This is a genomic window from Pseudomonas sp. GD04158, from assembly GCF_029834875.1.
Classification (GTDB): Bacteria; Pseudomonadota; Gammaproteobacteria; order Pseudomonadales; family Pseudomonadaceae; genus Aquipseudomonas; species Aquipseudomonas hydrolytica.
The window spans coordinates 1-15,207 of record NZ_JAODYT010000018.1 but is presented as its reverse complement, the minus strand read 5'-3'; the positions used below and the strand labels follow the sequence as shown (position 1 = coordinate 15,207).

Annotated in this window: 6 protein-coding genes; 3 read left to right on the top strand and 3 right to left on the bottom strand. The window is 56.1% G+C overall.

Annotated elements, in window-relative coordinates; translation table 11 throughout:
• Positions 1-113: 113 nt before the first annotated feature.
• The 3 genes from N7333_RS09560 to N7333_RS09550 all read left to right on the top strand — a co-directional run bounded on the left by N7333_RS09560 (position 114) and on the right by N7333_RS09550 (position 4,804).
• Positions 114-2,567, top strand: a complete 2,454-nt coding sequence (locus N7333_RS09560) for a site-specific integrase (RefSeq protein ID WP_129484183.1) — start codon at positions 114-116, stop codon at positions 2,565-2,567.
• Positions 2,568-2,720: 153 nt separating this feature from the next.
• The gene (locus tag N7333_RS09555; protein ID WP_129484184.1) at positions 2,721-3,992 is read left to right on the top strand and encodes a tyrosine-type recombinase/integrase; all 1,272 of its coding nucleotides are present in this window, start codon (positions 2,721-2,723) and stop codon (positions 3,990-3,992) included.
• Between the two features lie 617 nt (positions 3,993-4,609).
• Positions 4,610-4,804: a hypothetical protein gene (locus N7333_RS09550; protein ID WP_129484185.1), complete on the top strand. Its 195-nt coding sequence runs from the start codon at positions 4,610-4,612 to the stop codon at positions 4,802-4,804.
• Positions 4,805-5,331: 527 nt separating this feature from the next.
• Here the strand turns inward: N7333_RS09550 and N7333_RS09545 are convergent.
• From N7333_RS09545 to N7333_RS09535, 3 genes are all read right to left on the bottom strand, one after another.
• Positions 5,332-11,592 carry a DEAD/DEAH box helicase gene (locus tag N7333_RS09545; RefSeq protein WP_279858747.1) on the bottom strand — a complete coding sequence of 2,087 codons (6,261 nt, stop codon included), beginning with the start codon at positions 11,590-11,592 and terminating at the stop codon, positions 5,332-5,334.
• A gap of 9 nt (positions 11,593-11,601) precedes the next feature.
• Positions 11,602-14,922 carry an STY4851/ECs_5259 family protein gene (locus N7333_RS09540; protein WP_275546975.1) on the bottom strand — a complete coding sequence of 1,107 codons (3,321 nt, stop codon included), beginning with the start codon at positions 14,920-14,922 and terminating at the stop codon, positions 11,602-11,604.
• Between the two features lie 33 nt (positions 14,923-14,955).
• Positions 14,956-15,207 (bottom strand): hypothetical protein (locus tag N7333_RS09535; RefSeq protein ID WP_279858746.1); only part of this gene is annotated, 252 nt, incomplete at its 5' end.

Genomic DNA, 15,207 nt, shown 5'->3' with positions numbered 1-15,207 from the left:
ACCCCGGCCCACCAAATAAGCCCTGAAACCCGTCTAAAACGCGGGTTTCAGGCACGATTTGATGGCACTGGATTTCACACAGTCCAACTGTGAATCCAAATAGGTACGCCATCATGTCCAAGCGTCAAAGCAAAACCGGTGTTCAGCACCTGGTCTATCAAGCCAAAACCGGCTTCCAGTACTACTTCACCTTCCCGAGCTATATCGGCAATCACCCGCAGCTGCCGGCACAAATCCGCTGGTCACTCGGCCATGATGAAGCGCTCGCACGCGATCTCGCCCAATATCTCAACCCGCGCTTCGAAGATCTGCTTAGGCGCAGCAGCGCCGCCACGATTGAGCTGCACCCTGATGGCTTTCTGTTAAACCTGGCCACTGTTCACGCTGAAATCAGCCGTTTTACCGAAAGCCACCTGAAAATCTGGGCGCTCCGCCCTGCACCTGCCGTACTGGCCAACTCTGACCTGAGCGCCGGGCATGAGCGCCTGCTGAAAGAGTGCCAAGAGCACACCGTGCTTTATTGCAACGAGCCGGGCGGTGAAATCCACTTCGCCTTGTATCCGAGCGAAGCCCTGCGCCAAGCCCTCAAATTCGGTTTCACCCGTTTCGACTGGCCGCTCGGCACCAACGACCACGTCACCGCCAACGCGGCTGCGGCTTACATCTACAGCGCCATCACAGTGCTGGAAACTACCCCAATGGCCAGGAACGTCTTCAAAACCGGGCATCCGCTTATCACGATGCTGTCGCTCTACGAGTACCTGTGTTTTGCACGCCCCGACCAAGGCCGCCATCTGCTGCATATTCCACCGGGCCTGCCACGTTCCGCACATAGCGTCATGTTTCACCTCAGCCGGATCTCGGGACACCTCGACCGCCTGACACTCTGCCAAAATTTTCAGATTCTTCAGGAGGAAAGCGGGCTCTATACACTCCTTATTCCGCTGACCGGCGCACGACTCACCGGTGCGCCTCGTCATCCCGATGAAATGCGAGTCGAGCTGCTGACTAGTTCGCCGATCCTGGCGTCGATCCTCTTGCACTTCAGCCTGGGTCAAATCGACAAAATTCTGGTGAAAAGTTTTATTGAAGCTCCCTCAGCTGATGCCTATGAGCGCGCCCTGCAAGAAATTCAGGACCTGATCCGGCGCATGCTTGGCCCAGTACCGCCAGCCGAGCCCATGTACACTCTGCCGGACATGAGCGCGGCCAACGACGCAGCCACAGCGCCCCAGGACGCTGGCACGCTCGCACTGCTGAATGCCCTCGGCAGCGTTTTATCACCTGCTCAGAACGCCAAGCTACAAGCCTTGTTTGAGACGCCCACCTCAAACGACCTGCTGATCCAGCCACCACTCACTCATGAGAACTGCCGGCACTTCGGTGCCCTCACCCGTGAGTTCGAAGAGCGCCAGGTACGCGAAGGTGCGTGGAAGAATCCACGCACCCGCATCACCATGCATGCGCGCTTGGAGGGACTGGCCGAACTGATCGGCGGACATCGCCCACTCGCCACCCTGACCCGGGCTGACTTTAATGCCTTGCGCGACCAGTTGCGCAGCTACCCCAAGAACCGGCATCGCTTGCGCGCGACTCGCCATCAGCCCCTGAGTCAGATTATCCAGAGCGGCAAGTACGAGCCCTTGAATGCTAGGACGGCGAAGAAGTTTTTCGAGCTGGCACGCGCACTCATCGGCTATGCGCACGACCAAGGATATTTGAAAGAGAATCTGGCCGCAGGCCTGACGTTCAGCACCAAAGGCGCCCCCTCGCCACGCAAGCGCACCTATAACCCCAGGCAGATCGAGCAACTGCTGCAAGGCCCAGTCTACACACTCAAAGCACCGCCGCGCTGGCGCTTGGACGACTACCGCTTTTGGCTGCCACTGCTCGGCCTGTATACCGGCGCTCGCTTGAGCGAGCTTTGCCAGCTTCAGCTTGGAGATATTCGTGAAGAGCTTGGCATTTGGGTAATCAGCATCAGCAGCTCTGGAGCGCGACAGCTGAAAACGGTCGACTCGGAGCGCCTCGTGCCGCTGCATAAGGTCATTCTTGAAGCCGGGCTCCTGGCGTATCATCAGCAGCGCTTGAAGGCGCATGGTGGTGATCTGTCGGCGCCGCTTTTTGAAAATCTCCGCGTGTACGGCGACCTTTCGCCCGGGCACACAGCCAGCCGCTGGTACCGAGGCTCAGACAAAGATGACAAAGGCTACCTGGGACAGTGCGGACTCGGCGATGACGAGCTGACCTTCCACGGCCTGCGGCACACGTTCATTCAGCAGTTCCGCCGACAGAAGTTGGACATGCTGATTGGCAAGGCCCTGGTCGGCCACGCCGACCGCAGCACCACCGGCGGCTATGGCGATTGCTACCCGAGCTATGTGCTGAAAGAGGAGCTCGACAAGATCGACTTTGAGGCCTCGACTGCGCACATCCACTACAGCCACTACAGGGCGCTGCAAGCCGAGCAAGGTGTCTTTCGCATTGGCCGCCCGGCTGGCGTCGACAAGGCTAAAACCACCAGCTGGACTGAAAAACGGCACTGGCAATCCCGCATCACCCGATAGTTGAGGCGGTGCGGGGAAATCGCCTTCCCCGCACCAAAAACCTATTGACAAACTGTCAATACCTGGAAATAATCAGAATAATTTGCCAATACTTTATTTACTGGTTTTACATCCAGTGATATTGTTGTGCCTCAATTAACCAGAGAGGCACTTATGAATGCGCTGAACCAATCCCACATCTCCGTCCCAATCAACCACGGCCTATCGTTAGCATTTGCGGCTGGGCATGATCCGAAAATCTTGGAACTGGCGATGCCACACCTCGCCAAGATTTCTGAATCGATTTATCGTCACCACAACTCGCCGCTGCTGGCCGAGTTCATGGATAACGTGCTGAGTCGCTTCCTTCGAGAGAACCCTCGCAACGCAAAGTCGGCATACCAACTCAGCGCCAGAATGGCCAAAATCAAGACCGTGCTTACTCAAGATGATCCCTTGCGCCGAGTAGCCAGCCTAAGCAATCGCGATATCCAAACGCTGAAGGATGAGCTCCCAAAGCTGCTCAGGCAGAACAACGCATCGAGCAACCAGGGCGATACCTTACAAGCCTACTACCGGCTGTTTAATCGCATGCTGGATCAAGCAACCAATGATCACTGGATTGATGAAGACCTCAAGATCAAAGGCTGCCAGACCACCAAATCGAAGATCACCAAGTCGTTCCTCGACTCAAACCTAGTAAGCCTCTTCAATAGCTGGCCCTATCAGGCATACGATTCGAGCACACCTGCAGCGCCAGTTCTCCAAGATGCGCAGAGCTATTGTTTTTGGCTGATGCCGCTTGGACTCTTCACTGGAGCCAGACTCAACGAGCTCTGCCAGCTACGCGCCCACGATGTGATCGAAGACGCCCATGGCGTGCCCCTGATCAGCATCAACGACAACGGCTTCAATAAGTCGCTGAAAAATGAGCAATCGAGACGCGAGATCCCAATTTCCTCGAAGCTGATCACAATGGGCTTTCTCGACTTCGTGACGGAGCGCCGTCAGGCCGAAGGTCCGGATGCTCTACTTTTTTCAGAGCTGCGCTTTGACGAGAAACACCTCTACTCGCGCGCCGCGAGCCGCTTCTTCTGCGGTCCCGAAACAGGCGCCGGATTTATAGGTCAGCATTGCCCCGTGGCATTGGATGGCGGCTTTAATTTTAAAAGCTTCCGCCGCACGTTTGCAGTCCGGCTTGAGAAGTCGAATGTACCGGCAACTACCATTGCACATCTGCTGGGCCATTCTGACGGCAAGCTCGAAGTCACCCAAGAGCACTACCTAGACAAGCCGCAATCCGTGCTTTTGCTGGATACTCTGGAGCGCCACCTAAGCTACAACCTGCCCTTAGGCGACATAAACTGGGAGCATTTCAAGCATTTGATGAGCAGCCAGGCAGGACGCAGCAAACGTGGCCGGAGAGCGAGGAAGACGTTGCACTAGCCCCTTCTTAAAGAAGGGAACCATTATCAGCTGGAGATGATGCGATGAGGGATCAATAAGGGCCGCCGTAAGTGCGGCCTTTTTGCATTATTAGAAAGCATCTAGGCATCAGCGATATTACTAACCTGCCGCAGAGCGCTGATGCGACCAAAATGCCACCGGCACTGGGTCATCACATACGGCTACGACCCCAGCTTTAGACTAGCAACAGGCCACTACATGTGCCGGCATACCGGGACTTACTGTGTATCAGAGACACCTTGATGCGACACACCTGGGCTGTCGCACTCTCACGCTGCGATACGCTCCCCTTGTCGCATGAACGGTCTGCGACACACCCAGCATATCGCACATGCGGTTTACGCCCCCCATACGGTGCTTCAAGCAGCATCCGCAGTGTGATCGCAGATTTGCGACACAACCTTCGTGTCGCACGGTCTGGCCTGCGATATTCAGGGTGTATCGCAGAACATCAATACGACACTCTCGGTCTGTCGCACGCTCGCATTGCGACACTCCAACCATATCGCACTAAGTTATTGCGATACACCATGCGTGCCGCACACGCGGTTTGCGACACCTGGATCGTGCCACTAGAGGCAGTTTGAGTGCCTGTAGTGGCACTGGAGGAAGCCGAAAATGACACCGCACTGGTCTCAAGTGGCGCGAAACGTGCCAAAACTGGCACTCCTTTTTTTGGTTATATTATCGCTGCAACCCTTGTAAACACTGACTTCGGTGACTTTTTTCATAACCAAATCGCCACCGCATGGCTAGCATTTTTGAATGCAGCTTTTCTGCATGGGCCATGACACGTTTACTGGCGCCGAGTTCGTCACTTCAGCGCCTCGTGCGCTGGCTACTTTTTGAACTTGATCGCAAACGGCATGAGCAGCTAATACACCGCACCACCGGCAACGCCGCCTTTTCAGCCCGGCATGCCGGGCTGGCTAAGCTTTGACAACAAACGTTAGGGAGGGGGCGTACTTGAGGCAGCCGTCCAGGCGCATCTTCAAGTACGTCCCCTCCCCCCATACTTGAAGCCTTCAAGTATGGGGCAGTTGGGTGTTTTTCCACGTAGCCATGGTTTGCGAAACGAATGTGAAGCAAGCCGAGCGGAGTGGAAAAATGCCCAACTGCCATCGCGCAGCGACAGGCTTTGTTGTCAAAAATCAGCTTGTTTCATTCGCTGCAGGTGAATGGCTGGCTGGTCTTTCGATGCCATGCATGGCTAGCTCTAAAACCAAACAGCTATCTAAGTAGGCGCAGCCCTACATCCGGCCTCGCACAACACCTTCGCCTGAGGCATCACCAACTGTGCGTCCTCTCCTGCAATGGGTCAGCCCACAAGAACACTAATACAAGTCGGCCACTCCCCTCCTGAGACCATGCTGGCATCTTTGTACTTCGCCAGCATCTGCATCGCCTGCCCCTTGCAATCGCTGTAGAAGTCGAAGCCCATTTGATCACGCTGAGGCATGCGGCCACGCCAATAGCCCATTCCTTGATCAAGAAATATCTTGCAGCGCTTTCCTGAGGCCCAAATCACGGAAATCTCCCTGCTGTGCTGTAGATCCCGGGCGTGCTCTTTGATGTCGATCTTAGGCTCCAGGGAGAATTGGCTACCCAGCCATAGGCTAAGCACGGCCTCTTGATCCGCTGCATCTAACCAGTCATGCGATGTCAGCGAGCTCATCTGCCCAGGGCTGGCAGCGAGTGTCTGGATGCTAAGGTTCTTGAGCTCAGGATTTTTGAATATATCTAGGAAACCGCTGAGGAGCATCAACGACCAAGGCGACTTCAGGTATCGATCTGAATAGCTAAGGCTTACAGCTCTGTCATTCGCTAGCAGTTCAGCAACCTCTGGAGCCTGCTTACCGATCAGTGCTTGCAGCCGTTTACCCAGATCTCGCACAGGCCCATTCAGCTCAGTGGTGACCTGGATGACCCTGGCGTCCTGCTCTTGCCGACGCCAGCCACTCGTGTCGATGGCCTTGCCCTCGAGGCCGGGTAATTGCTGTGTACTGACCCAGACAGCACTGCCGTTACCCTCCAGCCATTGAGCACCGGGCATGACTGGAGCCGGATCGTTACAAAGCAAACTTTTGCAAATATCTCCAGAGGTGATTTGAGTCGCCAGGAAGAGGCCGTCGGGAAGAACCCCTCTGATGACCTCGAGCACCGTCACCCCTAGGTGAGCCAGTACCGACAGGCTGTTCTTCAGCTCGCTACTGAGTGCGACGCCTGCAGGTAGTGCAATTCTGACTGGCAATTTGTCTGCGAGCTGCCAGGTTAAGAGACGCTCGCGGAATTCAGGGTGATCGATCTCCCAATCATCTGCTTCGCCCTGCAATAGCACTGTTATCGAGTTGCCACCAACACTCCGGTCGATTTTGTTGATAGCAGCGTTCAGGTAGCGCAGCGGTCCAACTGAACAGTAACGCGCCCCAGGAACCCTTGAAAGATCGCCTGGCAGTTTCAGATGCTCAATCAAACCGGATTGCTGGATCCACTTCAGCGTCATTCTGCGGTCCAGTTCCTCCCGCTCAACCCGGCTGTCTTGCCCTGCCAAGCAATGAGAACAGACATTCTCGCAGCTAACAGGGCACTCGAGCTTCGCTCGGGCTTTCTCCAGCAAACTCGACAGATCTTCTAATCCAGACAGGACGAAACCAGCACCGCCACTGACTTCGTCGAACAACTGAATCACACTGCGGGCCTGGCCGCTTTCCAGATCCTTGTCCAGGCGGAAACCAAACCCCATCTCTGTAGTAGCTATACCGAGCTGATCCGCAATCACATCACGCATAGCGACTGCCAGTGTCATGGCGATAGCTTGCTCTTTAGTGCTGGCTCCCAGCCAGTGGCCTGTGAGAGGGCTTCTCAAGAACACTTCCAACACGTCAGTGTGAATCTGGTAGCCAAGAAAAATACTGGTTTGTACGGATGAGCCTGGGCAATCGTGCTCCTTGTGACTACCCGTAATACCGCCCACCGGGCGATGCGATTGATCCGGAAGAAGTGTTTTCGGAATATCACCTGATGCCAGCATCGACTCAGCGCGGCCACAGATCATGCAAACGGCATAGCCTTTTTCATGCTCACCGGAGGAATGATGGAAAACGCTGCCTCCATGGCCAAAGCGTACGAAACCGCAGCTAGGGTCGGGTAGAGCAATGTTGGAACCGGCCACCTGGATACGCGGGCGCTCGACCCGGATAAATTTTTGCGACGAGATATCGTTACTTGTTGACTCATAGAAGTCAGTGACAAACCCACCTGGGCGCAGGACCTTGCGCTGCTCGGAGAACGGAATGTGGGATGCACAATGCGTACAGGTCAACTCCGCGCTGTTCGTATAGGCGTTTTCTTTTACGCCTGCGGCTCCACAGTGTGAGCAACGCCAGGCAATATCAAATTTTTGCGCCTCGTTCACCTGCCCAGAGGCATGCCACTGCAGGCTCACGCCAGCCGACCGATAGACCCGACCATCGATGACCACCTGCGATCCTGGAGCATACTCACGAATGGCGATGTTCAGCCCGCGTGACGGCAGCTCCTTGTTGTTGAAGACGCTGTCTTCACGACTGCTCTTCCGCTCGCGCTTATGCTTGAAGTCCTCGATATTGTAGGTATTAAGTGTCACCACATCGGTGGGAAAGCCATACCCCGGCAAGAAGGCGCGGGCGGCAAGGTCTCGGAGCAGGTACTCATCACAGTGCCGTTTCTTTTCCAGTTCGAGAGCTTTCTTGTAAGGCTCGTCCTTGGCAGTCAGCTGCTTGTGATTGAGCTTGCGCAACTCCTCCAGCCAGCAGCTCTCAATTTCCTGAATGGCGTCTCGGGTATCCGCGGTGATGGACAGAACTACTCGCCCCTGCAGACACGTTCCGGAAACCAGCATGCGCACCGGTTCGGCATACTCGTCTGGGCAACTGCCCAACCAACTGATGAACTGCCGGCAGGGAGATTCATCCGCGCCAAAGAACCAGTGCAAGGTCAGCTTGGTGCGGTCACCATCGCTTTGAGTCTGAGTGCGCAGGAATATGGCAAGCAGCAGCGAATTCACATGTCGCTGCACAATCCTGTCCGAACTCAGAGTGATGCTCGGTGCGGGAATGGCGGTGATGAATGGCCACTTGGGCTGAGCGAATGCCCTTTGATTGTGCGGATCGGCCTTGCACAGGGTGTAGGCAATGGCGCGAGCCTCACTCCGGCGGCCTGCCCGCCCGGCGCGCTGAAGATAGTTAGCTGGGTGTGGTGGTACGTTGTTCATCACCACGGCAGAAATACCGCCGATGTCGACGCCCATCTCCATAGTGGTGGAGCAGTTCAGTACATTGATCCTGCCCTTTTTGAACAGCTCTACGTAGGTATCCAGTTTTTGAGCAGACTGCTGAGCAGAATGCTCTGCGGTTCGATAATAGAAACCACCTTCAACCGTTCTGTCGCTCAGATTTGACCAGAGGCTTTCATATCGCAGTTTTTCAATTACCGGATCCTGACCGACACGCGCTCTGATCTGAGTTAGCTTAGCGGTCGCACTTCCATCCACTTGCAGGCGACTAAGAGGTGCTAGCTGAACTGGTTGACACCGATAGTCTCGCGGTAGCTGCTTGATAGGGAGATAAGGCGTAAGGCCTCTAAACGTTGTCTCAAAAATGCGGTGCGTGAGGGGGCATACCCAGCCTGTGACCGGCAACGAAAACGTTAGGGACTCTAGCCTGAGGTTATGGCCAGCATCCGTAGATTCCAGAATGGTGGCCTTTACCAGCGCGTGCCAAGCGGCATCGAGCCAGCCGTTGATTTTATCGGCATCGGTGCTCTGAGTTCGGTTCAGACCCGTGGCCATCTCGAGGAGTTTCACCAGCCTCGTGGGATTGCCAGTTCTGACTTGTGGCCACTTCTTGATCACGTGGCTTTCGTCAATGTCACTCTTCGGCGGGAAAAGAGACTTAGGCGTAAATCGACTGCCCATCCAAAGCTGCATGTCTCGGCTCAAGCGTACGAAGGTGTTTTCCCGCACATAAAAGTCCAGTGCAACCTTTAGAAAGTCCTGCCAGTCCTGGAGCGTCAGCTTAGATTTGCTGCCGGGGTCGCCTGTCGATGATATCGCAGTGGTCTGCTCCCAGAGCGATGGGCAACTGTTGATCGTTTCCAAGCCTTTGTAGCTAACACGAACCAGACCCAGCGTTTCCGTGCTGTTCTGGCTCTTCGGGCGACGGGCAAACTCCCTGGCCAACAACAACCGCGCCATGGTTGTGCCGCCTTGACTGCCATCGAACAGGGCCGGATTGGCATAGCGGTTGTACTCAAGGATGGATTGCTCAATATCCTTCGTGGCTGCCAGCTCTCGAACCATTTGCTCCCAGTCAACTGCGGCAACACGATCCTGCGCCAGGCTTCCTGAGCGCATAGCTTCTGCTTGGGTACGAAGATCGCTCGCCATACTCGCCATACCGAGCTTCTCCAGGTTGGCCGCCTGGATAATAAGTGCATCGTAATCGCCAGTAGGCACATCCTGCGGCTGGCTATCGATTTTGGCCTGTGCATTACGCAGCGTCTCGAATACCAAACCACGAAGACGAGAGCGCTCTGCTTCCTGCTGCATGCGTACAGCCATGCGCGCAGTACCCTGGCGGCTATCGGTAAAGGTGATCAGCTTGCGTCCGCGTCCTGGTAGCTCCTCTGGGGATCGGCCATCACAGTCTTCCTTATCGGGATCAGGGCAGAATTCCAATACGGTTGGAACCGCATTCGCCACGTAAAATGGCGCCCCCAAATAGGCTTTTCTCAGGAAGCTTCGGCCATCTGGAAACGCATGCTCGCATTCACTGCAGCAGGCCCGTTTTTCTTCAGCAAAAACAATATGAAGAGGCTTCTGCCCCACCAGACTGCCGACCTTCAGGGTTTCAAGATCGATCCGATCAGATTGATAGGGTTCATGAGCCGCAGGTAAGCCGGCAATGACAAGGCGTTGAACGGGCGTCTTGTGGCTGGGGCCCGTAACTGCACTACCTGAAGGTGAATCCTCTTCTCCGTGCTCGTAGCTCAGGGAGAACTCATCGCCGGTGTAGGGGCTGAGCTGGTGCAGCTCGCCACTGCGATCTTCCGCAATCAAATGTGGCGTCTTGCAGTCATCACAGAAACCCAACTCGTAGACTGGGGCCTGGCATTCACAGCGGGCGCGTTGATTGACGTAGACATTGCCAAATGGCCAGTCCAACAGGTGCTGGGACTTCACGCTGCAATTCGGATCAACGCAGGCCCATAGACCATTCAGCATGCGCTGGAAGAAGTGGGCACGCAGCTTCAAGAAAGGAGGCTCCGAGGGGGCCGGCCGAGTGCCGGTGAGTACATCTAGCCAGTCCAGAACCTCCTGCTGTCGGGCCAGTATGGTGTTGCCCTGCAACAGGTCACTGACGGAACGAATCAGGTCGTTGAGATCCAGCGGCTTGGGTGAGCTGACAACGGTGTGGCGGAGAGTTTGGGCGATGGGGTGCTGACACAGTGCTTCAAAGCGAGCAATGGATGCCTCAGTATCAGACTCAACAGCCTGGATATCTTCCAAGGTGAGTGTGTACTGCGGTTTGTGAAACTGCAGATCGGGCCAGACTCGCGAGCCACTGATGACTTCGACCTGTTCAAGCCTTACGCCTGCGAGATTGGCCAGATAATGCTTCAAGCGCTCTTCGGCATCGGCGCCCGCAATAGTGGCGGACGTGGCCACAAAGCGAATCTGTTCGGGATGCTTGCCGAATGCCTGAACCACGCGCCGCAGTAACAGCGACATCTCAGCAGCCTGTGAGCCGATGTATGTGTGCGCCTCATCGAGGACGATCCAGCGGAGAGATTGCTGTTGTCTGGAAATTTCCAAGATTGGATTGTCCACCTGACGTACCAGCATGTACTCCAGCATGGTGGCATTGGTCATCAGGATGGGGGCAGGCTCCTTGCGCAGCAGTTGGCGGGAAAGGATCTGGTTAGGCTTCAGGGCCTGCTCTTTACGTACAAAGCCCTCCGTCTCTTCGGTCTTGCCGTTATAGAGACAGAATCGAATGTCCTGGCCATAAGCCCGCGTCCAGGCATCCAAGCGCTCTTGCTGGGAATTGATTAGCGCATTCAATGGATAGAGGAATAGTGCCCTTACCCCAACCAAAGGCGCCTTGTTCCGCTCACGCTCACGAATGAGATCCTCGAGGATCGGCACCATGAAGCATTCCGTCTTGCCCGAGCCGGTGCCGCTAGTAATCACCACCGATCTCGGTTTGTCAGCTAGAAGCATGCTCCAGGCATGAAGCTGGTGGACGTAGGGCTTCGCGCTTTTCGGGAATTGATAGGCGTGGGCATTCTGCAGGGTGCCCAGCAGACTCTCAGAGAGCAGGCTGGGCGATAAATCCTGCAAGCGTTTGTCGGACTCTTGCCAGCCAAAAGTGTGCTCAAACACTGGTGGCGCCAGAAAGCAGCCGTCAGCCCCCAACTCATCCACCATGCTCTCGCTAAGGTGGTGACGCAGTCCCGCATGGTTGATGCCCAGCACACCCAGTGTTGCCTCACGCGTACGGTTGAGGCTCTGCTCGATCAAGTCTCTGAAGTAACGCATTGAAAACCCTTATGCCTCGCTCTGCGTGGCCAGTAGATAGGACACCATCAGTGCATGAGCCGGATTGAACCAGTTTTGCCTGTCAAAGTCGGCGAGCAGGCGGACGGCAAATTTCAGATAGGGCAATGGCACGCCCAGATCGTTCAGCCTGGCCTTTTCAGCCGTCACAAAGGCCATGAAGATCGGTAAATAGATCACCGCATTGGCATAACCCACTGCCGAGAGCGTCTTAAGCTGCGCCGGCAGCTCCTGCCGAGAGATCCAGGTGCCGAGCTCGGAGCTCAGCTCCGTCGGCCAGCGCCTGTTTGAGCCATGCACCTGGCGCAGTTGCCCGCACCAGATGGGTAGAGCTGCTTCAGGCGGCACCTTGGTCAGCGAAGCGCACTTACCGGTATGCAGATAGTCGTCGACATGGTCAAAACCGGATACGACTGCACGCAGCACAGAAGCCCGATTCTCCTCAAGGTTGCGGATCAATACCTGCGGCAAGCCCAAGTCATGAAGGCTGCGCAGGAAGTACTGATACACCTCCGCCCAGAGGCGCAATGACGTTGCCTCCCAGATCACCGCCAGCTCATCGCGCACCCGATTGCAGAATGCCTCGTCCATTTCCAGGCGCAGCACAGCCAAGGCCATGGCACGTGGATGACGTGAAAGCGCCTTCCAGCTTTCGAACGACGACAAGGGTAGATGCGCGAAGTGCTGTTTCAGGTCGGCCAGGTACTGCCAGCCACTGTGACCGAAGTCTTCGGCCATCGCAGCGATCTGCTGATTAATCACTTCCGGGTTGCGCTCGGGATGGAACACCTCTGTCGCCCGATGCAGCGAGCAGACCTCACCCGCCATGTCGATATCCTGAGTATTCGATACGTATAGCGCCGGGCGGAACTGAACGCTGCTGTCCTGGGCTGGATAAATCAGCCAGGGGCCCCTGCGCTGCAAGGCATTTGGTATCTCAAACAAGCCCGTGCCAACGTCCTGGCTTGTCCTCTCCACCAGTACCAGCGGAGCTTGCTTGGGGTCGGACATCAGCATGGCCTCGACTTGCGCAGCGTCGAGTACATTGGAGGAGCCGATATCGCAGATGGCAAAGATATCCCGCCCTTGCCAGGCTAGGCGCCCGTTGTAGCGCCGGATGTTCAGGGTGAGCAGGCGTTGCTCGGTTTCCACATGGAGTTTGATGAAGGCGTCCTGTTCGTCCACCGCCCCCAGCATCTGTAGGATGTCGTTTTGATAGCTGTAAAGACTCAGCTGGACGGGATCTTGACCGACCCTAACCTCATACACCCGCTGAGGGCGCAACGCTGATTCGCTTACCAGCTCCAGTACCAGAAAAAAGCTCTGACCCTGCGGCTGGCCTGAGGCCAGAGCAACACGATGGCCGAGCAGCTCACTTAGGCTGAGCTCACGGCTGCTGGTAGGCTGTAGATCGGCATCTAGCAGGCGGACCCCCTGGTAGGGGTATTGCAGACGCAACTGTATAGTCTGCTGATTACCTCCAGTGCCAAGCTCCAGAACAAAGCTAGCGGGTGGCCTCTGGCTGTCGTGCTGCAGAAAAAAAACCTTTTCTTGCACATCGGACAGCCGCTGGCATTTCAGGCTGTCACTAACGATTCGGCAGTCCAGCTGCTGCGCGCTCTTGAGCGTGATCCGTGCCGGTTGCCCTTGAATGCCGGGAGATAATCCCAGGCTGAACTCCCTGGGAAGCACAGCAAATCGACGTTGCAGCAGGGTTTTCCCGCTCTTGCAACGCAGACTGTAACGAACCAGGCCATAAAAGCCCGAACGTCTTAGCGCGTCCAATGGCTGGCCATTGGCAAACTCGACCAACTCGTCGCGGCCGTAAGTAAAGCCTTCCGGCAAGTCGAGACTGGGCCAGCCGAGGAAAATGGTCGAGGGATTGCTGTCGTACTGAGCCTGATTGCCAATAAGTGCTGGTTTCAGCGCCTCCTCCTGCGCCTGATTGAGTTCGATACGATAGACGTCATCCTTGAAGTGCAACGAAATATCTGCAGTCACTTCGACCCAATGACCGGCGTCCCTGTCGAGGCCAATATCGGTTGGTGAGTCCAGTTCGGCGTTCAGCTCAAATCCTGAAGGCAAGCGAATCAGCGCCTTGTTGCCTGACAGACTGCAAGAGGATGTGCCTGCCAGCTGCCAACGCTCTGCGCGGCGCTCGAAAACCAGCGGCGAGTACTGGAAGTCTAGCGCGCTGTCCTCGAACTGGAAGCGGTGGACCACTCGCCCATTGTCGAGCAGGCGTAGCGTCACTGGCTCCGACACGTGGCGGCGCTCCAGGGTGACCTGCGTATTGCTGAAGCGAACCTGCAGATTATCGCCGCTTAGTTGTCCGTAAACGGCACCCCCTCGGGCCAGTATGTGCTCGCCTTCGTAATAGGCGATATCCAACCGAGTGCTACTGAGCTGGGTAAGGTCGATTTTGAATGTGGCGTGATGTGGCAAGATCAGTTCGGTGCGAATCGCCCACGCGGGAAGCACGCCTTGCAGTACATGTTCACAGGTAAACTCACGCGCCCTTTCGAGGACCTCCTTGCGTTCCTGACGTTTCTGCCCTGCATCACGCAGCCAGTCGTTGATCAGGCTGCGTGCGTTAGTTTCGTCGAGCGGGATAGGGAACTCTCCGGACCAATAGGGAGCGACCATATCCAGATAGCTGGCCGGGTCCTGTTGGTCCTTCAGTGGATAGTGCTCAACCAGGTACATCAGTTGGTCGACGATCCCAGCCAACAGCTGACGTGTTTCCAGGGTGCGGAACGCTAGCGGTAGATCCTCCTCGAAGTCCGCCATCAAGTCCGAGGTGGTTCGGCGGTTACCTTCAGTACGGAAGAAGTGCTTGATTCCGCGCTTAACCGCTCGGCCAAAGCCGTGCTTGTCATCCTGCACCAGCGGCCAGGGCAGCCCGCCTTCGGCAAACAGGGTACCCAGCCAGTCGCGCCCATTTTCCCGCCGCCGAACGGGACGCTGCCAATAGTCGAGGCCTTTTTGGGTCAGCGTGGCGTGGTCGGCTGGACTGAGCAGGACTCCAAGCTCTGCCTCGGCGCCAGCCCAAGACCAAGAGCGGTTGTAGTTGCGCCGATACTGCTCACTGACAAATAGGCAAAAGCAGGCGCTCAAATGCTGCAAATGCGCAGGGTTGTCGCTGCGCTGCAAATGTAGCTTAAGCAAATCACGCAACGAGGCGTATTCACTCTCGGTGAGCTGATAGCTGTATAGCGGCCTACCGTTCGGCCCCTTGAAGAGTTCGCGATTGAGCAGTAGCTCGCTTAGCCAGGCCTTGAAGGGGTTGATTGCAGGTACATTGGTATTCATCGGAACACTTCCCTTTGTTCAAGACCTGATTGTTCAATGCTCGGTTTGGATCATGCCAAGAGACCGGCGAATTGACATCAATCTTTCGAGGCTTTGCTCATCTGGCAGATAAGAAGCACCGAACAGCGGATCGATCCAAACTAACTCGCCGGCGCTAGGACGGCGCATGAGGTTTCTGATGCGCACATCGGCATCAGCGCCAGAGCGAGCGGCTTTGGCCAGGGATTTCAACAGCGGCGCAAACTCTGGATGCAGCACCGCCATGGCCTGACAGTGCTTAATGAG